The sequence below is a fragment of the Streptomyces eurythermus genome, assembly GCF_014649115.1.
In the GTDB taxonomy this organism is placed as follows: Bacteria; Actinomycetota; Actinomycetes; order Streptomycetales; family Streptomycetaceae; genus Streptomyces; species Streptomyces eurythermus.
This window is the reverse complement of the sequence record NZ_BMSK01000001.1, coordinates 234,234-253,483: the sequence shown is the minus strand read 5'-3', so window position 1 is coordinate 253,483 and position 19,250 is coordinate 234,234. Positions and strand designations below refer to the sequence as shown.

The 19,250-nt window shown below is 72.7% G+C and carries 14 protein-coding genes and 1 pseudogene; 4 read left to right on the top strand and 11 right to left on the bottom strand.

Annotated features, from left to right (window positions below; translation table 11 throughout):
• Positions 1 to 94 precede the first annotated feature (94 nt).
• The 6 genes from IE251_RS01240 to IE251_RS01215 all read right to left on the bottom strand — a co-directional run bounded on the left by IE251_RS01240 (position 95) and on the right by IE251_RS01215 (position 8,387).
• Positions 95 to 1,147 (bottom strand): BMP family lipoprotein, encoded by a 1,053-nt coding sequence (locus tag IE251_RS01240; protein ID WP_189751031.1) that lies wholly within the window; start codon positions 1,145 to 1,147, stop codon positions 95 to 97.
• Between the two features lie 300 nt (positions 1,148 to 1,447).
• The gene (locus tag IE251_RS01235) at positions 1,448 to 2,683 is read right to left on the bottom strand and encodes an amidohydrolase (RefSeq protein WP_189751030.1); all 1,236 of its coding nucleotides are present in this window, start codon (positions 2,681 to 2,683) and stop codon (positions 1,448 to 1,450) included.
• Between the two features lie 315 nt (positions 2,684 to 2,998).
• Positions 2,999 to 4,105: a hypothetical protein gene (locus IE251_RS01230; RefSeq protein WP_189751285.1), complete on the bottom strand. Its 1,107-nt coding sequence runs from the start codon at positions 4,103 to 4,105 to the stop codon at positions 2,999 to 3,001.
• 767 nt (positions 4,106 to 4,872) lie between these two features.
• Positions 4,873 to 5,811, bottom strand: coding sequence for an N-acetylneuraminate synthase family protein (locus IE251_RS01225; protein ID WP_189751029.1), 939 nt, complete (start codon positions 5,809 to 5,811; stop codon positions 4,873 to 4,875).
• Between the two features lie 12 nt (positions 5,812 to 5,823).
• Entirely contained in the window at positions 5,824 to 7,053 is a 1,230-nt protein-coding gene (locus IE251_RS01220; protein WP_189751028.1) for an N-acylneuraminate cytidylyltransferase, read from the bottom strand.
• A 23-nt stretch (positions 7,054 to 7,076) separates the two neighbouring features.
• Positions 7,077 to 8,387: a DUF6716 putative glycosyltransferase gene (locus IE251_RS01215; RefSeq protein ID WP_189751027.1), complete on the bottom strand. Its 1,311-nt coding sequence runs from the start codon at positions 8,385 to 8,387 to the stop codon at positions 7,077 to 7,079.
• 198 nt (positions 8,388 to 8,585) lie between these two features.
• Between IE251_RS01215 and IE251_RS01210 the strand changes: the two genes are divergently transcribed.
• The 3 genes and pseudogenes from IE251_RS01210 to IE251_RS01200 all read left to right on the top strand — a co-directional run.
• Positions 8,586 to 9,566 carry a glycosyltransferase family 2 protein gene (locus tag IE251_RS01210; protein ID WP_189751026.1) on the top strand — a complete coding sequence of 327 codons (981 nt, stop codon included), beginning with the start codon at positions 8,586 to 8,588 and terminating at the stop codon, positions 9,564 to 9,566.
• On the top strand, positions 9,566 to 10,918 hold the full coding sequence (locus tag IE251_RS01205; protein WP_189751025.1) for a polysialyltransferase family glycosyltransferase: 1,353 nt from the start codon (positions 9,566 to 9,568) through the stop codon (positions 10,916 to 10,918). The genes IE251_RS01210 and IE251_RS01205 overlap by 1 nt, the downstream gene beginning before the upstream one ends.
• Positions 10,919 to 11,102: 184 nt before the next feature.
• Positions 11,103 to 12,234, top strand: a pseudogene (locus IE251_RS01200) (acyltransferase family protein); the annotation flags it as partial.
• A gap of 22 nt (positions 12,235 to 12,256) precedes the next feature.
• Here the strand turns inward: IE251_RS01200 and IE251_RS01195 are convergent.
• The 3 genes from IE251_RS01195 to IE251_RS01185 form a co-directional block, all read right to left on the bottom strand.
• Positions 12,257 to 13,606, bottom strand: a complete 1,350-nt coding sequence (locus IE251_RS01195) for a polysialyltransferase family glycosyltransferase (RefSeq protein ID WP_229896523.1) — start codon at positions 13,604 to 13,606, stop codon at positions 12,257 to 12,259.
• Positions 13,603 to 14,589, bottom strand: coding sequence for a glycosyltransferase family 2 protein (locus IE251_RS01190; protein WP_189751024.1), 987 nt, complete (start codon positions 14,587 to 14,589; stop codon positions 13,603 to 13,605). The genes IE251_RS01195 and IE251_RS01190 overlap by 4 nt, the downstream gene beginning before the upstream one ends.
• Before the next feature lie 124 nt (positions 14,590 to 14,713).
• Positions 14,714 to 15,364, bottom strand: coding sequence for a TetR/AcrR family transcriptional regulator C-terminal domain-containing protein (locus tag IE251_RS01185; RefSeq protein WP_189751023.1), 651 nt, complete (start codon positions 15,362 to 15,364; stop codon positions 14,714 to 14,716).
• A 71-nt stretch (positions 15,365 to 15,435) separates the two neighbouring features.
• On the opposite strand from IE251_RS01185, the gene IE251_RS01180 reads away from it, so the two are divergent.
• On the top strand, positions 15,436 to 16,812 hold the full coding sequence (locus IE251_RS01180) for an FAD-dependent monooxygenase (protein WP_189751022.1): 1,377 nt from the start codon (positions 15,436 to 15,438) through the stop codon (positions 16,810 to 16,812).
• A 2-nt stretch (positions 16,813 to 16,814) separates the two neighbouring features.
• Here the strand turns inward: IE251_RS01180 and leuE are convergent, their stop codons facing one another.
• Both leuE and IE251_RS01170 read right to left on the bottom strand, forming a co-directional pair.
• The gene (gene leuE / locus IE251_RS01175) at positions 16,815 to 17,465 is read right to left on the bottom strand and encodes a leucine efflux protein LeuE (RefSeq protein WP_189751021.1); all 651 of its coding nucleotides are present in this window, start codon (positions 17,463 to 17,465) and stop codon (positions 16,815 to 16,817) included.
• Positions 17,466 to 17,621: 156 nt separating this feature from the next.
• The gene (locus IE251_RS01170; protein ID WP_189751020.1) at positions 17,622 to 19,202 is read right to left on the bottom strand and encodes an acyl-CoA mutase large subunit family protein; all 1,581 of its coding nucleotides are present in this window, start codon (positions 19,200 to 19,202) and stop codon (positions 17,622 to 17,624) included.
• Positions 19,203 to 19,250: the final 48 nt, after the last annotated feature.

The window sequence follows — 19,250 nt, the reverse complement described above, 5'->3', positions numbered from 1 at the left end:
CCGCGCTACACGCGTAGAGTTGACACATTGTTATGGCTCGGCGGGGGGCTGGGGAGGCCCCCCGCCGAGCCGGGGTCCGAGCGGACCCATCAGGTCACGGGGTGGTCTTGACCTTGATGGAGCCGTCGACGATCTTCTTCTTCGCCTCGTCCAGCTTGGCCTGGATGTCGTCGATGAAGCCGCCGCTCGGGGACAGCTTCACGCCGTCCTGGGCGAGCGCGTAGGTGTGGGTGCCGCTCAGCGGCTTGCCGTCGTGGACCGACTTGACGAAGTCGTACACGCCGAGGTCGACGTTCTTGACCATCGAGGTCAGGATCGAGTTCTTGTACTTGGCCAGACCCGGAACGTTGTACTGGTCCGAGTCCACGCCTATCGCCCAGGCGCCCTTCTTGCCCGCGACGGCCTCGATGGCGCCGTTGCCGGAGGAGCCGGCCGCCGTGTAGACGACGTCGGCGCCGTTGTCCAGCATGCCCTGCGCGGCCTCCTTGCCCTTGTCGGGGCTGGCGAAGCCGGAGGTGTCCGAGCCGTGCGACAGGTACTGGGTGTCGACCTTGATCTTCGGGTCGGTGTCCTTGACGCCCTGGAGGTAGCCCGCCTCGAACTTCTTGATCAGCGGGACGTCGACACCGCCGATGAAGCCGACGTGCTTCGACTTGCTCTTCAGCGCGGCGGCGACACCGGCCAGGTAGGAGCCCTGCTCCTCGGTGAAGGTGATGCTGTTGACGTTCTTGCCGTCCACCACCGAGTCGACGATGCCGAAGCTGGTCTTCGGGTACCTCGCGGCGACCTTGGTCATGGAGGCGGCGTAGGCGTAGCCGATGCCGACGATCGGGTTGTAGCCGGCCTCCGCGAGGTCCGACAGGCGCTGCTCGCGGTCGGCCTCGGTGTCCGAGGTCTTGGCGGTCAGCTCCTTGATCTCGCCGCCGAACTCGCCCTTCGCCTTGTCGGCGCCGCGCGCGGCGGAGTCGTTGAAGGAGCGGTCGCCACGGCCGCCGACGTCGAAGGCGAGGCCGACCTTGACCCCCTTGCCGCCACCGGAGGACGAGGAGGACTCCTTCTCGGAGGAGGTGCTGCCACAGGCAGTGGCAGTCACGGCGAGAGCTGCGGACGCGATACACGCAGCAGAAAGCTTGGCTACCCGGCGCACGGGAAGGCTCCTTCACCTGACCTGAGCGCCATGTCGGCGCTTGATGGGAGCACCATGTCAGTGCTCCGGCCGAGTCGCCCCTTCGGCGTCGGCTTCGCGGCATCGTAACGCGCGTAGATGTCGCAAAAAACCCTCTCGCGAAGCCGTTATCGATTCGAGGCAAACACCATCTGAACTCGGAGTCCGGGTCGTATACGAGCCGGGTCGCCGTGCGTGTGCGAATGGCTTGCGTCCGTGTTGCGCCGGAGGGGGGAACGGCCCCGGGGGGCCGTCCGGCCTGTCTCCGTCAGGGGCCTCCCGTCACCTCTCCGCCGTGGCCGCGTCCAGGAAGGCGGCGGCGGTGAACATCTCCACGCCCACCGTGATCGCGTGCTCGTCGGCGTCGAAGTCGCCCTGGTGCAGGTCGCGGACCCGGTGCTCGCCGGGCCGCCGCACACCGAGCCGGGCCAGCGCGCCCGGCACGTGCTCCAGGTACCAGGAGAAGTCCTCGCCGCCGAGGCTCTGCTGGGTGGTCTCCACCGACTTGGTGCCGCGCCGGGCGACCATGGCCCGGTGCAGCAGCTCGGTGGACTGCCGGTCGTTGACGACCGGCGGCACCCCGCGCACATAGGTGATCTCGGACTTGGCCCGGTGCAGGGTGGCGACCTCGTCGATGGCCGCGTGCACGATGTCGGGGGCGTGCCGCCAGGTCTCCAGGTCCAGGCAGCGCACGGTTCCGGACAGCTCCGCGTGCTGCGGGACCACGTTCGGCGCGTGCCCGGACTCGATCCGGCCCCAGGTGAGGGCGAGGCCGACGCGGGTGTCGACCCGGCGGGCGATCAGCGCGGGCACGTCGACGGCGACCCGGGCGGCGGCCGTGACCAGGTCGGTGGTCAGGTGCGGCCGGGCGGTGTGCCCGCCGGGGCCGTCGAGCGCGACCTCCAGGCAGTCGCAGGCGCTGGTGATCGCCCCGGTCCGCAGCCCGACCTTCCCGGCCTCCACCCTCGGGTCGCAGTGCACCGCGAGGATCCGGCCGACGTCGGTCAGCACGCCGTCGGCGATGGAGGACAGGGCGCCGCCGGGCAGCACCTCCTCGGCGGGCTGGAAGACCAGCCGCACCGGGCGCGGCAGCAGGCCCTTGGCGTGCAGGTCGGCGAGGACCAGCCCGGCACCGAGGACGACGGTGGTGTGCACGTCGTGACCGCAGGCGTGCGCCCGGTCCGGCACGGTCGAGCGGTACGCGCAGCCGTCCTTGGTGTCCGGGATGGGCAGCGCGTCGATGTCGGCGCGGAGCGCGAGCAGCGGTTCCTCGGGCCGCTCGCCCTCCGCGAGCCCGATGTCGCAGACGAGTCCGGTCCCGGACGCGAGCACCCGGGGCCTGAGCCCGGCCCGCTCCAGCCGTTCCTTGATGGCGGCGGTCGTACGGAACTCCTGGTTGCCCAGCTCTGGGTGCATGTGCAAGTCGCGCCGGAACGCGACGAGTTCGGCGTGCAGCGACTCGCTCAGCACGCCGGGGAGCACATCCCCCGGAAGGCCGGACCCGGACTCTTGCGACATCAATTGCTTCACCCTCTGAAGGGTAGGACGCCCGCAGGCCAACTTCCCCTGGAATGACGAAAGTTCAGCCCGTTAGGGGACGTAAATCTGACCGGCGGACGCATGGCTGCGGACTCTGGCGGGTAAACCCTCTGTTTCTCTCCTTCCACGCATACCACGCCTCGCCGGGATCACGCGCGCCGTATCCACGAGCATCAGGCTGAGTTTGTGCGGGTTCCTCTTCTTCATCCGGGTGCGGTGTCGTCCTCCCCGCCACCCGTCACCTCGTTGCACCGGCAACGAAACTCGTGACCGAATGCAGGGGAGCCGGGAGTGCTACGCCGGGCTCGTCACCGCCGCCAGCCGGTGTACGTCGCGGGCCGTTCCGGTCACCCCGGACAGGAAGCCCTGGGCGCGTGGGGAGGCGGTGTCCGTGAGCCAGGCCGGGTCGATGTCGCACACCGCCACGCGCACCCCCGTGCCGGCCAGGGCCAGCGGGAGGGTGTGGACGACCGTGGAGGGGAAGCTGAGGATCGTACGGCCGACGGGTCCGCGCCGGGCGATCAGCTCCAGCGGGAGTTCCGGGCGCACTATCTCCAGTCCGGTCTCGGCGGCCAGCCGGCGCAGCTTGTCGGGGTGCTCGCGGCGGTGGGCGAAGTAGCGGGTGGCGCCGTGCGCCTTGGCCAGGGCGCGGACGGCCTCCAGATAGCGCTCGCCGTCCACCACCCCGGTCTCCACCAGCGAGGTGCCGACCATGTCGGCGCCTGCCGTGACGGTGGGCGGGCCGAAGCGGGCGCGGGTCCAGGCGAAGTCGTTGGCGGTGACCGTGACGCCGTCCGGGATCTCGGACACCGGCATGGAGGAGAACACCTCGACGCGCCGCCGGTCGCTCGGGGTGAGGCGGCGCCGGGCGGAGGAGGAGACCGGAGCGAAGAGCAGGTCGCGGGCGCCGGGCCGGCCGCCCTTGCGGTGCCAGCGGACCAGGCGTTCGCCGCGGGCCAGCTGGGCGACGAATTCCATCGTCGCGGTGCCGTCGTCGACCACGACCAGGTCCTTGGCCCGGGTGATCGTCAGCAGCAGCTGTACGTAGCGGGAGAACGGGTCCCCCATGACGATGCGGCCGGCCCGGCGCAGCACGCCCGCCAGTCCGCCGATGGTGTGGAAGGGCGCGGTCGTGCCGCCCCGCGCCTCCTCCCAGCGCACCCGGTACCCCTCCTCCCGGGCCAGGTCGGCCATGCGGCGCAGCTGGCCCCGGGTCATGGGGTCGGTCGGGGCCAGCACGACGACGGTGAGGTCCGCGCCCGCCGCCGGCGCACGGTCCCCCGCCGCCCGCCGGCCCAGCGCCCGGCGGACCGCGGCCCGCCGGGACTGCGCGGGCACGGCGCCGAGCGCGGCGGATGCGGGCAGGGCCGGGGCGGGGACGGGAGCGGCCTGCCCCGGCATCAGGGCCGTGGCCGGATCGACGCCGCCCGGCCAGGCGGCCGTGTCCGGATCCGCGCCGACGGGACGGCCCGCCGTGGCCGGATCGGTGCCGACGGGACAGCCCGCCGTGGCCGGGTCCGTGCCGGCGGGACAGCCCGCACTGGCCCGGTCCGCGCCGACGGGACGGCCCGCCGTGGCCGGATCGGTGCCGACGGGACAGCCCGCCGTGTCCGGATCCGCGCCGACGGGCTGGGCCGCCGTGGCCCGGTCCGCGCCGACGGGACAACCCGCCGTGGCCGGGTCCGTGCCGACGGGCTGGGCCACCGTGGCCCGGTCCGCGCCGACGGGACAGCCCGCCATGGCCGGATCGGTACCGACGGGACAGCCCGCCATGGCCGGATCCGCGCCGACGGGACAGCCCGCACTGGCCCGGTCCGTGCCGGCGGGCTGGGCCGCCGTGGCCGGGCCCGCAGCCGCCGTATCCGTGCCGCCCGCGCCGTCCGTCGTACCCCTACCGCCCGCTCCGGCCGCCCTGGCCGGGGCGGTGCCGCTCGCCCCGGCCGCTATCGGCCGTTCCGCGCCGCCGGTGCCCGGTGGCGCGGCGCGGTCCGCTCCCTCCTCTGCTCGCGCGCCGGCCGGTGTCCGGGCGGCGTGCAGGTGGGCCCACTCCAGTACGTTCAGCAGCTGCACCGGGCTCTCCACGAAGGCGAGCGTGCGGGCGGGGTGGCCGGCCTGACCGGCGCGGGGGCTCATCGGCGTACGACCGTCCCGTCGTCAGTGACCTGGATTCACACCGTGACCGGCTCGCCGGCCGCCGCGGCGATCTCGGCGTCCGCGACGACACCGGGGACCCGGCGCAGCTTCTTCATCGGGCCCAGCTCGGAGTCGTAGACCTTCTTGACGCCGTCGCCGAGGGAGGCCTCGATGGTGCGGATGTCGCGGACCAGGCGCTGAAGGCCCTGCGGCTCCACGGAGGCGGCCTGGTCGGAGCCCCACATGGCGCGGTCCAGGGTGATGTGGCGCTCGACGAAGGTCGCCCCGAGCGCGACCGCGGCGAGGGTGGTCTGCAGGCCGGTCTCGTGGCCGGAGTAGCCGATCGGGACGTTCGGGTACTCCTTCTCCAGCGTGTTGATCACGCGGAGGTTCAGCTCCTCGGCCTTGGCCGGGTAGGTGGAGGTGGCGTGGCAGAGCAGGATGTTGTCGCTGCCCAGGACCTCCACCGCGTGGCGGATCTGCTTGGGGGTGGACATGCCGGTGGAGAGGATGACCGTGCGGCCGGTGGCGCGCAGGGCGCGCAGCAGCTCGTCGTCGGTCAGGGAGGCGGACGCCACCTTGTGGGCGGGCAGGTCGAACTTCTCCAGGAAGGCGACGGCCTCGGTGTCCCACGGGGAGGCGAACCAGTCGATCCCCTTCTCCTTGCAGTACGCGTCGATCTGCCGGTACTCGTCCTCGCCGAACTCCACCCGGTGGCGGTAGTCGATGTAGGTCATCCGGCCCCAGGGGGTGTCGCGCTCGATGTCCCACTGGTCGCGGGGGGTGCAGATCTCGGGGGTGCGCTTCTGGAACTTCACGGCGTCGCAGCCGGCCTCGGCGGCGGCGTCGATCAGCTTGAAGGCGTTCTCCAGCTCACCGTTGTGGTTGATGCCGATCTCGCCGCAGATGTAGACGGGCTTGCCGGGGCCGACCTCGCGCGTACCGAAGGCGCGCAGACGGGAGTGGGTGCTCATCAGGGGGTGTCCTTACTTGGGGAGGGAATCGAGAGAGGGGCCGAGGATCCAGCTGGCGATCTCCCGGATCGCGCCGTCACCGCCGGGGACGGTGGTGACCGCGCGTGCGGCGCCGCGTACGACGTCGTGAGCGCTCGCGACCGCCACGGGCCAGCCCACGAGGGCGAAGCAGGGCAGGTCGTTGACGTCGTTGCCGACGTAGAGCACGCGCTCCGGCGCGATGCCCTGTTCCTCGCACCACTGCTTCAGCGCGAGGTCCTTGCGGTCGATGCCGTGCAGCACGGGGATCTTCAGCTTGCGTGCGCGGGCGGCGACGACCGGGTTCTGTTCCGTGGACAGGATCAGCAGCTTCAGGCCGCTCCTGCGGAGGGCCGCGACGCCGAGACCGTCGCCGCGGTGCACGGCGACGAACTCCCGTCCCTCGGAGTCGATCAGCACCCGGTCGTCGGTCTGGGTGCCGTCGAAGTCGAGTACGACCGCGTCCACGTCGGCGGCGGTCGGCAGCGCGCCGGGGCGGGCCGCGTCGAAGAGCGGCGCGAGGGCCCGGGCCCGGGCGAGGTCGTGCGGGTCGTCGATCTCCAGCACCCGCGCGGGGTCGGTGCGGACCAGCTCGGTGCGGCCGAAGAAGCGGTGGCCGTGCGCGCGGAAGCCGGCCGCGTCCATGGCGTAGGCGGCGCCGGTCTCCAGGAAGTCCTGGGGGCGGTCCTGGCGGCGCGGGCGGTAGGACTTGTCGTGGTTGACGCCCGTCCCGCCCTCGGCCTCGGTGTCGCCGTCGCGCCAGACGAAGCCGTGGAAGGGGGCGACGGTGACGGCGGTGTCGGCGCCGTGCTCGACGACCGCGGCGGCCACCCCGTCGATGTCCTCCCTCAGCAGGAAGGGGCTGGTGCACTGCACGAGCAGGACCACGTCGACGGCCGCGCCGTGCAGTGCCTCGTGGGTGTCCATGGCGTGCCGGACCGCGGCCTCCGAGGTGGCGGTGTCCCCGGCGATCGCGGCGGGCCGCAGCACTACCTCGGCGCCGGCCTCCCGGGCGGCGGCGGCGATGGCCTGGTCGTCGGTGGACACGACGACGTCGGTGACCAGCCGGGCGGCCCGGCACTCGCGGACCGCGCGGACCACCAGCGGGACACCGCCGACGGGGGCGAGGTTCTTCGCGGGCACGCCCTTGGAACCGCCGCGCGCGGGGATGACGGCGAGCACCCGGCGGACCGAGGCGCCCGGGTCCGCTTCCGAGTGGGACATGGGCTCTACTCCTTGCGATGAGGTCACAGCTCGCCCATCCGCCGGATCACGGGGGCGACCCGCTGGACGCCGTGCCGGTAGGCGCCGCGGGCGGCGCGGCGCACGATCTGCCGGACGGGGCCGGGCGACCTGTCGGCGGCGGGCGCGCCGGGCAGCGGGACGCCGTCGGGGCCGAGGTGGTGGCGGGCGAGGATGCCGGGCAGATAGCCGGGCGCGGTCTCGGGGGTGTAGTAGGGGGCGAGGGGCGGCAGTCCGCCGGGCCGGACGAGGAGCTTCGCGATGCGTTCGCGGGCCGCGTCGAAGGCGGTGGCGTAGGAGCCGTCGGCGGCGACGCCCTGCCGGGCCACCCACTCCTCGTCGGGGGCCGGCCGGTGCCCGGCGTCCAGCTGGTCCCAGGAGGCGAGGCAGCCGGAGCCGGTGAAGTGGTGGTTGCCGAGCACCTCGCGCACCCCGAGGTCGGTGAGGACGGCGGTGGGGATACGGCGGTGCAGGGCCTCCAGGGCGGCGGTGGAGCTGACCGTGACCAGCAGGTCGGTGCGGTCGAGCACCTCGCCCATGTGGCCGTAGACCAGACGGAAGTTGGCGGGCAGGTCCTTGCCCTGGGCCAGCTTCTGGTACGGCAGTTCCTCGATGTGGGTGGTGTGTTCGCCGGGCTTGGAGCGCAGCTTGAGCAGCACGTCCCGCTCGGGGTGGCGGCGGGCGTGCTCGATGAGGCGGTCCAGCAGGTAGGTCCGGTCGCGGCGGTTGTCCGGTACGGACGGCTGGGCGGCGAACACCACGGTGTACGGGTCGTGTTCGCCGGTGTACGGGGCTCCGCCGAGGAAGGGCAGCGCGACCTCGGTGACCGCGGAGGCGTCGGCGCCCACGCCCTCGTACACGGCCCGGAACCGGTCGGCGTCGTGGCGGGAGTTGGCGAGGACGAGGTCCGCGCCGTGCCGCAGCAGCAGTCCGTCGGCGAGCTTTTCGTAGACGACGCCGACGTAGCCGGTGACGACCACGGGCCGTTTCCCGGAGCCCCAGGCGGCGCGCAGCCCGTGCAGCATCGCCTGGACACCGCCGCCGACCAGGGCGAGGACGAGGATGTCGGGCGCCGCCCCGCCCATCTCGCGCAGGAACTCGACGCCGGTGACCTCGCGCAGGGAGTCCGCGCGGACGCCGACCTCCTCCAGCTGGCGGGCGGTCGGGGTGGCGCGTCCGCGCAGGAGGTAGCCGTCGAGCCGGACCTCGGCAGCCGGGGGAGTGAGCCGGCGCGCGGTGAGCGCGCCCCACTTCCACCGGGTGTCGGAGTCCGCGAGGACGGCGACCCGCAGGGACTTCGTAGCACTTACTGGCACGTCGAAGACGCTAGGAAGCGTGGGAGAGGAACCGCCCAACCGGAATACAACAAACGGTTAACAGCACATCGCCGAAAGGCGAACCGGCGCGTGTTCGGGTGAAAAAACAGCGTGGTTCACCGCATTGCCACGCGTAGTTCACCGGAAATCAAGCAGTCGGCCAGAATGCGGGCCGGGCTTCCCTCTACCGTCGTCCGCGTGGTGAAGCTCTCGGTCATCGTGCCCTTCTACAACGTCCAGCACTACGCGCCAGACACTCTGAAGAGCCTGCGTGCGAACACACGTGAGGATTTCGAATTCATTCTCGTCGACGACTGTTCGCGCGACGAGACACCGGAGATCCTCGCCCGCGCGGAGCGCGAACTGCCCGGCGCGGTCCTGGTCAGACACGAGCGGAACGGAGGGCTGGCCACCGCGCGCAACACCGGTATCGACCGGGCCCGCGGGGAGTACCTGACATTCCTCGACGGCGACGACTGGCTCGCCCCCGGCTACTACCCCCAACTGGTCGCCGCGATGGACGAGTTGGGCTGCGACTTCATCCGCACCGACCACGTCCAGTGCACCGGACGGGCCCGCGCCATCCACCGGGTGCCGCAGGGCCGCCGCGGTGTGGTGCTGAACCCGCGGGAGGCGATCCTGCCCGCCGACCGCTCCACCTCCGTCGACTACGCGTACGCCTGGGCGGGCATCTACCACCGCCGGCTGGTCGACCGGGGCCTGCTGCACTTCACCCACGGGCTGCGCACGGCCGAGGACCGGCCGTGGATCTGGAAACTGCACCGCGAGGCGGATTCCTTCGCCGCCCTCGGCCTGCTCGGCGTGTACTACCGGCGCGGCGTCGCCTCGTCGCTCACCCAGATCGGTGACGTCCGGCAATTGGATTTCATTCGCGCGTTCGACCAGGTGATCGAGGAAACGGCGCGCGATCCCGAGGCCGATAAGCTGCTGCCGAAGGCCGTGCGCACCTATTGCGCGATCATGGCCCATCACCTCGGATCGATCGAGAGGTTCGAACCCGCCGTGGCCCGACAATTGCGTTCGCTGAGCGCAGCCGCGCTGAAGAGACTCCCGCAGGACGTGCTGGCGCAGGTCATGGACTCGATGGACGCCCAGCGCGCGGGCCGGTTGCGGCGACTGCGGCGCCGGCCCACGGCCGCCCGGACGGTGACCGTCTGATGCCCCGTACCACCCACATCTTCTGCGCGTCGACGCTGTACGGGGCGGCCACCCTGGCCGCCGCCCTCGACGCCGGCCTGTTCGGGCCGGCCGACCGCCGGCTGCTGCTGGTCACCAACAACGCGGCCAATCCCGAGACCACACCGTCCGTGGACCGCATGCCGGGCTTCACCCACATCGCCGAGCGCTTCGACGGGGTGCTCTCCTGGAACGAGACCATCTCTCCCCTGCACCCCAGCGGCTGGGGCCCGCGCGCCAACGACATCCCCATGTGGGAGCGGTACGTACGGCTGCTGTGGGGGCTCGGCGACGACCAGGTCCGGCTCGCCGTGGAGTCGGTGCAGGTCAACCCGGCACTCGCGCTGTGCCAGCTGTTCACCGGCGCCCCCGTCGACGTCTACGCCGACGGCCTCATAAGCTATGGCCCCACGCGCGACAAGATCGACCCGTTGGTCGGCACGCGCATCGAGCGCCTGCTCCACCTCGACCTGGTCCCCGGGCTGACCCCGCTGCTGCTGACCGAGTTCGGGGTGCGCCCGGAGCTGGTGCCCGCCGAGGCCTTCCTGAAGGTGCTGGGCGAACTGGCCGAGGACGACACCGAGTTGCCCGGCGCCGGGGAGCCGCGGCCCGCCCTGCTCCTCGGCCAGTACCTCTCCGCGCTGGACATCCTCAGCGCCGCCGAGGAGGAGGAGCTGCACCTGAGGATGGTGCGGGGCGCGGTCGCGCTCGGCCACCGCGAGCTGGTCTTCAAGCCGCACCCGGTGGCGCCCGCCCGCTGGTCCCGGATGCTCCAGCAGGAGGCGGAGCGGCTCGGTGCCGGACTGACCCTGCTGGACGTGCCGGTGCTCGCCGAGGTGGCCTTCCAGCGGCTGCGTCCCGCGCTGGTCGTCGGCTGCTTCTCCACCGCGCTGTTCACGGCGGCCACGTTCTACGGCCTGCCCGTCGCCCGGGTGGGCACGGACACCGTCCTGGCCCGGCTCGCGCCCTACCAGAACAGCAACCGGGTCCCGGTCACCATCGCCGACGCGCTGCTGCCCGACCTCGGCGACGCCGCCGCCGTGTCCGGCTGGCGCCCGCCCTCGCGGGAACGGGTGGACGAACTGGCCGCGCTGCTCGGCGCGGTGGGCTTCGCCATGCAGCCCAAGATCTACCCGGGGCTGCGGGGTGCCGCCGAGAGCTACCTCGCCCGGCACCTGGACGCGGACACCTGGCGTTACTTCAAGCGCCGCCGGCTGACCGCGCTGGCCCTGCCGGGTGCGGTGCCCGCGCAGCTGGCGTTCATCCCGCGCAACGCGACCGTGCGCAGGCTCGCCCGCCGGGCCCGCGCGCTCACCCCGCGCCCCAGACGCTGAGCCGGCCCCCGCCCCGCCGGGGGCGGGGGTTCTCCGTTCCCGTGTCACCGTCCGGCGCGTTACGTCATCCCGGCGACAGGTGTGCGGCCGGCGGGAGGGACCGCGCGTACCCGGGTAGACGTCCGGCGCCCACGTACCCGCGCGGTACGAGGCCCCGTCCGTCCCCCACGCGGAGGGTCCCGCGATGCACGCGTCCGACCTCGCCCTGCCCGCCACCCCGAAGGAGCCCGCTCCCGCCGCCGGGCCGCACCGGCCCGCCTCCCGGCTGCGGGCGCTGGACGGTCTGCGGCTGCTCGCCGCGCTGATGGTCTGCCTCTACCACTTCGCCGGGCGCGGCGGCCCGGTGGCCGGCGCGTGGCAGGAGTCCCCCGGCCGGCTCTTCCCCGTGCTCTCCCGGGCCGCCGTCTACGGCTGTCTGGGCGTGCAGTTCTTCTTCGTCATCAGCGGCTTCGTGATCTGCATGAGCAGCTGGGGGCGGACCCCCGGCCAGTTCTTCCGCTCCCGCGTCGCCCGGCTGTACCCGGCGTACTGGGCCGCGCTGCTGCTGGTCACCGGAGCCTGTCTGCTGCTGCCGGCCGTCGTGCGCCCGCCGCGGCCGGACGAGTTCCTGGTCAACCTGACGATGCTGCAACAGCCCCTGGGGGCGCCCCGGGTGCTGGGCGTGTGCTGGACGCTGTGGGCCGAGGCGCGCTTCTACGTGCTGTTCGCCCTGTGCGTGGTCCGGCGCGGGGTCACCTACCGCAGGGTGGTGCTGTTCTGCGGCCTGTGGACCCTGGCCGGCGTGCTGGCCCGGGTCGCCCGTGATCCCCTCGTGGACGAGCTGGTGATGCCCGAGCACGCCCCCTTCTTCATCGGCGGTCTGGCGCTGTACCTCGTCCACCGCCACGGCGGCGACCCGCTGCTGTGGGGGATCGTCGCGGTCTCCTGGCTGCTCGGCCAGCGCTCCTGCGTGACGGGCCTGTGGCAACCCCGGCGCCCAGGGCGGCGACTTCCACCGGGATCCGTACGTCATCCAGGCGGTCGTCACGCTCGCCTTCGCGGCCGTGGCGGTGGTGGCGCTGGGCCGGCCACGGTGGGCGGACCGGCGCCTGCTGACGGCGGCGGGGGCGCTGACGTACCCCTTCTATCTGATCCACGAACACCTGGGCTGGTTCGTCATCCGGGTGGTGCGCCAGGACCTGGGGTTCGGCCCGTGGCCGACGCTCGGCGTGACGGTGGCCGGGCTGCTGGGGCTGGCCTGGCTGCTGCACCGGTTCGTGGAACGCCCGGTGGGCCCGTGGCTGAAGCGGGCGCTTTCCGCGCCGTCGGCCAGGGCCCGTACCGGTGTCCCGCCCCGGCCTACCGGCGGCGTGCGCGGATCTGCCGCACGGCCTTGCGCACGGCGGGGTGGCGGCGCAGTGCCTCGGCCCGTACGGGGCTGCCGCCGGGCAGGCGCAGGCTGGTCAGGCGGCGCTTCTTGAAGTACCGCTGGTGCCCGGCGAGGTGGGCGGCGAGCCAGGCGGCCGCCTCCTCGCGCAGATCCGGGTGCTTGCGGGACTGCATGCAGTAGCCGACGGTGCGCACCAGCGGGCCCAGTTCCTCGCCCAGCGTGTCCAGCGGCAGCGGGGTCCCGATGGTGTCGCGTTCGGCGTCGGGCAGGGCGGCGTCGATGAGGGTGAGCGGGACGCGGTTGCTGTTCTCGTACGGCGTGATGCGTTCCAGGAGCAGCTCGGTGCCGACCCGGGCGACCGGGATGCCGTAGAAGGCGGCGGCCGTCATCAGCGCGGTGGAGAAGCAGCCGATGACCAGCTCCGGCTTCAGGTGGGCGAAGACGGTCTCGGCGAGCACGGGTTCGCTCAGGACGGTCAGCCGGATCCCGAGGTCCCTCGCCGTCTCTTCCAGCGAGGTGTTGTAGACGGCGGGTGCGCTGGGGTGGGGCTTGAAGAGCACGGCGCGGTGCCCGGCGCGGGCGGCGGCGCGCACCATGCGGACGTGGAGTTCCTCCTCCTCGTCCTGGGTGATCAGGTCGATGGCCGAGAGGTACTGGCCGAGCAGTACGGCGGTGGGGCGGTGCTCGGCGGGGAGCCGGTCGGCGAGGATCGCGGCGCCCGCCTCCCCGATCCGGGCGAGCACGTCCACGATGGCCTCGTTCGGCACGGGTTCGGGCCGGACCCCGTACTCGGCCAGGAGCATCGGGCGCAGCCCGGGTATCAGGTCGAGGTGCAGCACCCGGGCGATGCGGCTGCTCATGCCGTGCGGGATGCGGTTGCGGGTGGGGCCGTAGCTCATCAGGCCGTCGGCGTACACATGGATCGGGCTGTCGGCGAAGATGTCGGCGACCGCGCGGGAGGGGTTCGCCTGGATGGACTCGCAGGCGATCTCGACCGGCTCGTCGCCGAGCTTCCAGGCGAGGCGTACGGCCTTCTCCCACATCACCAGGTCCTGGCCGCGCGGTGACCAGCCCGCCGGGTGGTGCGGTGCTATGAACTCGTTCCAGGAGCGGACCTCGTCGAACTCCGGGCGTATCCGCTCGAATCCGGCCATCCGGTCCAGCGGGGTGCCGACCTCGGGCACGGCCGCGGTGTTGCTGACGACGAGGATCCGGCGGTGTTCGGAGCGGGGGCCGAAGAGCCCGGCGCGCAGGGCGGCGGTGACGGTGGCGGCCGCGTACTGGGTGGCCGAGAAGAAGATCTGGGTGGTGCCGCTCATGCCGCGACTCCCTTCATTCCGCCGCGTATGCGCCGCAGGACGTCGACCCGCTCCTCGCCCATGCCGAGGAGGGCCTCGTTCAGCTCCTCCTCCGTCATCCGGTCCAGCACCTCGCCGGCCCGCCGCCGCAGCTCGGCGGCGACGCTGCGCTCGAACCGGTCGCGTTGCAGGAGCTGGTGGGCGATGACGACGCAGTAGTTGCGCAGCGCCTTCTTGCGCAGCCGGTGCGCCTCCGGGTCGTCGGCGAGTTCGCCGAGGACCAGGTCGAAGGAGCGGAAGAAGTCCAGCTGGCGCACGTCACCGATCTGGGTCAGCGAACTGGCCACGCCCCTGCGGTAGAAGACGCCGCGCAGGCTGGCGACGGCGTAGGACTCGGCCCTGCGGTGCAGGTCCCAGATCCAGGGCCGGTCCTCGGCGGTGCGCAGCCCGTCGTGGAAGCGGAGCATCCCGCGGTCGAGGAGGCGGCGGTGGTAGACGCCGGCCCAGGCGTAGGGGTAGTCGACCATCGTGGTGTCGTCCACCGGGAGGATGGAGGTGCGGGGGTCGAGCGGGGTGTGCCGGCGGCCTTCGGGGGCCCGGTGGACCATGCGGTTGACGCCGGTGACCTGGACGTGGTCGGTGCGCACGAAGTCGACGTCGAGCCGTTCGATCCACTCCACCAGGTCGGCCAGGTAGCCGGGGGCGAGCCAGTCGTCGCCGTCGAGGAAGGTGAGGTAGCGGCCTTCCGCGGCGTCGATGCCGGTGTTGCGCGCGGTGGCCAGCCCGCCGTTCCGCTCGTGCCGGATCACTCTGCTGTTCGGCAGCCGCTTCGTCAGTTCCAGCAGCGCCTCGTACGTGTGGTCCTTGGTCGAGCGGTCCTCGACGAACAGGAACTCGAAGTCACTGCGGGCGTTGTGGACGCAGCTGGCGACGGTCTCCGGGATATAGCCCTCGACATTGAAGCAGGGGATGATCACCGACAGTCGCGGGGAACGGTTGGTCACACGGACACCTGGGCTCTCTCAGGGGCGGGTCGGAGCGACCGTAGAAAGCGCTCCACGCCAGGGGGCGACGTCCGCCGGAACACCGGGTGAACGCGAGGTGGCGGCTGTCCCCGTGCAGCCGGGTTCAGCCGGCCCCGTACCGCGCCGCGATCCCCGCGATGAGCAGCTCCAGGCCCTCCTCGAACTGCTGGTCGTAGTCGTCGAAGAGCAGCTTCCCGGCCTCGGCGGCCAGCGGGTACCCGGCCAGCCGCCGGGCGCGTTCCGCGACGTCGTAGCCCTCGCGGCGCTCGTCCGGGTGCGGCCGCACCCCCTGTTCCTCGGTGACGAAGCCGAGGGTGTACAGGTGCGTGGTGCGGCCCGCGTGCACGGCCTGGGCGAGGGTGAGGCCGGACTCCGTGAGCAGCCGCAGGTTGGCCTCCAGTTCGGGGCCGTGGTCCGCGCCGGTGAAGCGTGAGCCGCTGAAGACCCGGGCGCCGTCGCGGTAGCCGAGCAGCGCGCCGCGCAGTCCCCGGTTGATCTTCAGCAGCCGCTCCCGCCAGGTGTCGGCGGGGTCGAGCGCGGCCCCGGCGGCCATCCGCCGGTACATCTCGGTGGCCATCTCGTCCAGCAGCGCCTGCTTGTCCTTGAAGTGCCAGTACAGCGCGGGCGCCTTCACGTCCAGTTCGCGCGCGATGGCCCGCAGGGTCAGCCCTTCCAGGCCGACCTCGTTCAGCAGCCGCAAGGCCGTGTCGGCGACTCGTCCACGGTCCAGGGGTGCGCGTTTCTCCGGCTTCACGCTTGACAGCTTAACGCCGTTAAGGACATGCTCACCGACGACGCCACTTAACGCTGTTAAGGAGATGTGTGATGGATGTCCTGATCGTGGGGGCGGGTCCGACGGGTCTGACCCTCGGTATCGACCTCGCCCGACGCGGGGTCGACGCGCTGATACTGGAGCGGGCGGACGGGCTGTTCCCCGGCTCCCGCGGCAAGGCGGTCCAGCCCCGCACCCAGGAGCTCTTCGACGACCTCGGCGTCCTGGCCGAGGCCCGCGCGGCCGGCGGCCCCTACCCGCCCCGGCTGTTCTGGCAGGACGGCGAACCCCTCGGCGCGGAGCCCATGTTCGACCCGGTCCCGGCGGACGAGGGCGCGCCGTACACCGAGCCGTTGATGATCCCGCAGTGGCGGACGCAGGAGATCCTGCACACCCGGCTGACCGCACTGGGCGGCAAGGTCGCCTTCGGCCACGAGGTGACCGGCCTGCGGCAGGACGCGGACGGCGTGACCGTGGAGCTCGCGGACGGTACGGCGCTCCGCGCGGCGTACGTGGTCGCGGCCGACGGCGGACGCTCCACGATCCGGCGCGCGCTCGGCGTGGGGATGGCCGGGGAGACGGTGGACCCGGCCTCGTTCCTGGTGGCGGACGTCCAGGTCAAGGGCCTCGACCGCGACCACTGGCACATGTTCCGGGCAGCGGGGGAGATCGGCCTCGCGCTGTGCCCGCTGGCCGGGACGGACGACTTCCAGTTGCAGGCGCGCCTGCCGGAGGGCACGGAGCCGGAGCCCACCCTGGACGGTGTCCGGTCGCTGGTGGCCGCCTTCACCCATCTGGACGCCGACAGCGTGACCGGGTTGCGGTGGATCTCCGGTTTCCGGTCGCGCACCGGGCTCGCGGACCGGTTCCGGGCGGGCCGGGTCTTCCTCGCCGGCGACGCGGCGCACGTGCACTCGCCGGCCGGCGGCCAGGGCCTGAACACCAGCGTCCAGGACGCCTACAACCTGGGGTGGAAGCTGGGCGCGGTGCTGCGGGGCGGGGCACCGGGGGAGCTGCTGGACACCTACGAGGAGGAGCGCCGGGCCACCGCGGCCGGCGTGCTCGGCCTGTCCACGGCGGTGCACCGCGGGGAGGTGCGGCGCGGCGCGGCGACGGTGCAGCTGGGCCTGGGCTACCGGGAGTCGTCGCTGAGCGTGGAGGGCCGCACGGACCCGGCGGGATTGCGGGCGGGCGACCGGGCCCCGGACGGCCGGGTGGCCGGCGCCCGGCTCTTCGACGTGTTCCGCGGGCCGCACTGGACCCTGCTCGGCGCGTCGCTGCCGGGCGTCCGCTCCCTCCCGTCGGCTCCGGAGTCCTACGGCCCGGGCATCTTCCTGATCAGGCCGGACGGGTACGTGGGCTGGGCCGGCGAGACAACCGCGGGCCTGACGGAGTACGCCTCACGCGTGGGCGGCCTGACGGCGCCGTAGCGTCACGCGCTCGCCAGCGACAGCTTCACCGCGAAGCCCAGGAACAGCGCGCCCGCCGCCGACGTGGCCGTCGCGGAGAGGCGCCTGCGGCGGCGGAAGGCGGCGGACAGGCGGGTGCCGCCGAATATCAGGGCGCTGAGGTACAGGCAGCTCGCCACCTGGGCGAAGGCGCCGAGGACGACGAAGGAGAGGGCCGGGTAGGCGTAGTCCCGGTCCACGAACTGCACGAAGAAGGCGACGAAGAACAGGATCGCCTTGGGGTTGAAGAGGCTGACGACGAAGGCACGGCGGAAGGGGCGCTCGTCGGCGGCCTTCGCGGGCGCCGCGTCCTCGGCGGCCGGTGCGCGGCGGGTCCGCCACATCTGCCGGGCCGCCCGCAGCATGCCTATCGCCAGCCAGGTCAGATATCCGGCGCCGGCGTACTTCACGATGCCGAACAGCACGGCGTTGGCCTGGAGCAGCGAGGCCACCCCGGCGGCGGACAGGGTCATCAGCACGGTGTCCCCGCACCACACGCCCGCCGCCGCGGTGTACCCCGCCCGTACGCCGCGGCGGGCGGCGACGGACAGGACGTAGAGGGAGTTGGGGCCGGGCAGCAGCACGATCAGGATCAGGCCCGCGAGGTACGTGGGGAGGTCGATGACACCGAACATGCGGGGAGTGTCGCACGCGGACACGACAACGCACCCGGACGGTCCGAAGGACGGTACGCGCGGCACGCCGGCCAGGACGCGACCGTACGGGGTCCCGGACGCGGGGCAACGCCGGCCAGGACGTGACCGTACGGTCCCGGGCGCGCGGCACCCCGCTCAAAACGCGTCCGACGGGACGTGACTGCCCCAGACCTCCCGCAGCGCCCCGCACACCTCCCCCACCGTCGCCCGCGCCCGCAGCGCCTCCTTCATCGGGTACAGCACGTTGTCCTCCCCCTCGGCGGCCGTCCGCAGCGCGTCCAGCGCCGCCTCCACCGCCCGCCGGTCCCGGCCGGCCCGCAGCCGGGCCAGGCGCTCGCACTGCCGGGCCTCGATCGCCGGGTCCACCCGCAGGGGCGCGTACGGCTCCTCCTCCTCGAGCCGGAACCGGTTGACGCCGACGACCACCCGGTCACCGGACTCGGTCTCCCGCGCGATCCGGTACGCGTTCCGCTCGATCTCGGCCTTCTGGAAGCCCCGTTCGATCGCCGCGACCGCCCCGCCCGTCTCCTCGACCCTGCGCATCAGGTCCAGCGCGGCCTCCTCCAGGCCGTCCGTCAGCCGTTCGACCGCGTAGGAACCCGCGAACGGGTCCACCGTCGCCGGCACGTCCGTCTCGTGGGCCAGCACCTGCTGGGTGCGCAGCGCCAGCCGCGCGCTCTTCTCCGTGGGCAGCGCGATCGCCTCGTCGAAGGAGTTGGTGTGCAGGGACTGGGTGCCGCCGAGAACGGCCGCCAGGGCCTGCACGGCGACCCGGACCAGGTTCACCTCCGGCTGCTGGGCCGTCAGCTGGACGCCGGCCGTCTGGGTGTGGAAGCGCAGCATCCACGACCTGGGGTCGCGCGCGCCGAACTCCTCCCGCATCACCCGCGCCCAGATCCGGCGCGCCGCGCGGAACTTGGCGACCTCTTCCAGCAGCGTCGTACGGGCCACGAAGAAGAAGGACAGGCGGGGCGCGAAGTCGTCCACGTCCAGGCCGGCCGCCCGCGCCGTACGGACGTACTCGATGCCGTCGGCGAGGGTGAAGGCGACCTCCTGCGCGGGGGACGCGCCCGCCTCGGCCATGTGGTAGCCGGAGATCGAGATCGTGTTCCACCTCGGGGTCCGAGCGGTGCAGTAGCGGAAGATGTCCGCCGTCAGCCGCAGGGACGGCCTGGGCGGGAAGATGTACGTGCCGCGCGCGATGTACTCCTTGAGCACGTCGTTCTGGATGGTGCCGGCGAGCCGGTCCGCGCCGACGCCCTGCTCCTCGGCGACCAGTTGGTACAGGAGCAGCAGCACGGCCGCCGGGGCGTTGATCGTCATGGAGGTGGAGACCCGGTCCAGCGGGATGCCGTCGAACAGCAGCCGCATGTCCTCCAGCGAGTCGACGGCCACGCCCACCCTGCCGACCTCGCCGTGCGCCAGGGGGGCGTCGGAGTCGTGGCCCATCTGGGTGGGCAGGTCGAAGGCCACGGACAGGCCGGTGGTGCCGTGGGCGATCAGCCGGCGGTAGCGGGCGTTGGACTCGGCCGCCGAGCCGAAACCGGCGTACTGGCGCACGGTCCAGGGGCGGCCGGTGTACATGGTGGGGTACACGCCCCGCGTGAACGGGTACGCGCCCGGTTCGCCCAGTTTCCGCTCCGGGTCCCAGCCGGCCAGGTCGGCCGGACCGTAGACCGGCTCGATGGGCAGACCCGATTCCGACTCACGTGCCATGGCTGCCTCCGCGGTACGACGCGTACCCCCCTCCACCATGCCCGCCAC

Coding starts and splice junctions, on each gene's coding strand:
- IE251_RS01225 (WP_189751029.1), bottom strand. CDS start 5,811: ATGAGCACCCACTCCCGTCTGCGCGCCTTCGGTACGCGCGAGGTCGGC.
- IE251_RS01235 (WP_189751030.1), bottom strand. CDS start 2,683: ATGTCGCAAGAGTCCGGGTCCGGCCTTCCGGGGGATGTGCTCCCCGGC.
- IE251_RS01195 (WP_229896523.1), bottom strand. CDS start 13,606: ATGAGCGGCACCACCCAGATCTTCTTCTCGGCCACCCAGTACGCGGCC.
- IE251_RS01205 (WP_189751025.1), top strand. CDS start 9,566: ATGCCCCGTACCACCCACATCTTCTGCGCGTCGACGCTGTACGGGGCG.
- IE251_RS01230 (WP_189751285.1), bottom strand. CDS start 4,105: ATGCCGGGGCAGGCCGCTCCCGTCCCCGCCCCGGCCCTGCCCGCATCC.
- IE251_RS01180 (WP_189751022.1), top strand. CDS start 15,436: ATGGATGTCCTGATCGTGGGGGCGGGTCCGACGGGTCTGACCCTCGGT.
- leuE (WP_189751021.1), bottom strand. CDS start 17,465: ATGTTCGGTGTCATCGACCTCCCCACGTACCTCGCGGGCCTGATCCTG.
- IE251_RS01170 (WP_189751020.1), bottom strand. CDS start 19,202: ATGGCACGTGAGTCGGAATCGGGTCTGCCCATCGAGCCGGTCTACGGT.
- IE251_RS01220 (WP_189751028.1), bottom strand. CDS start 7,053: ATGTCCCACTCGGAAGCGGACCCGGGCGCCTCGGTCCGCCGGGTGCTC.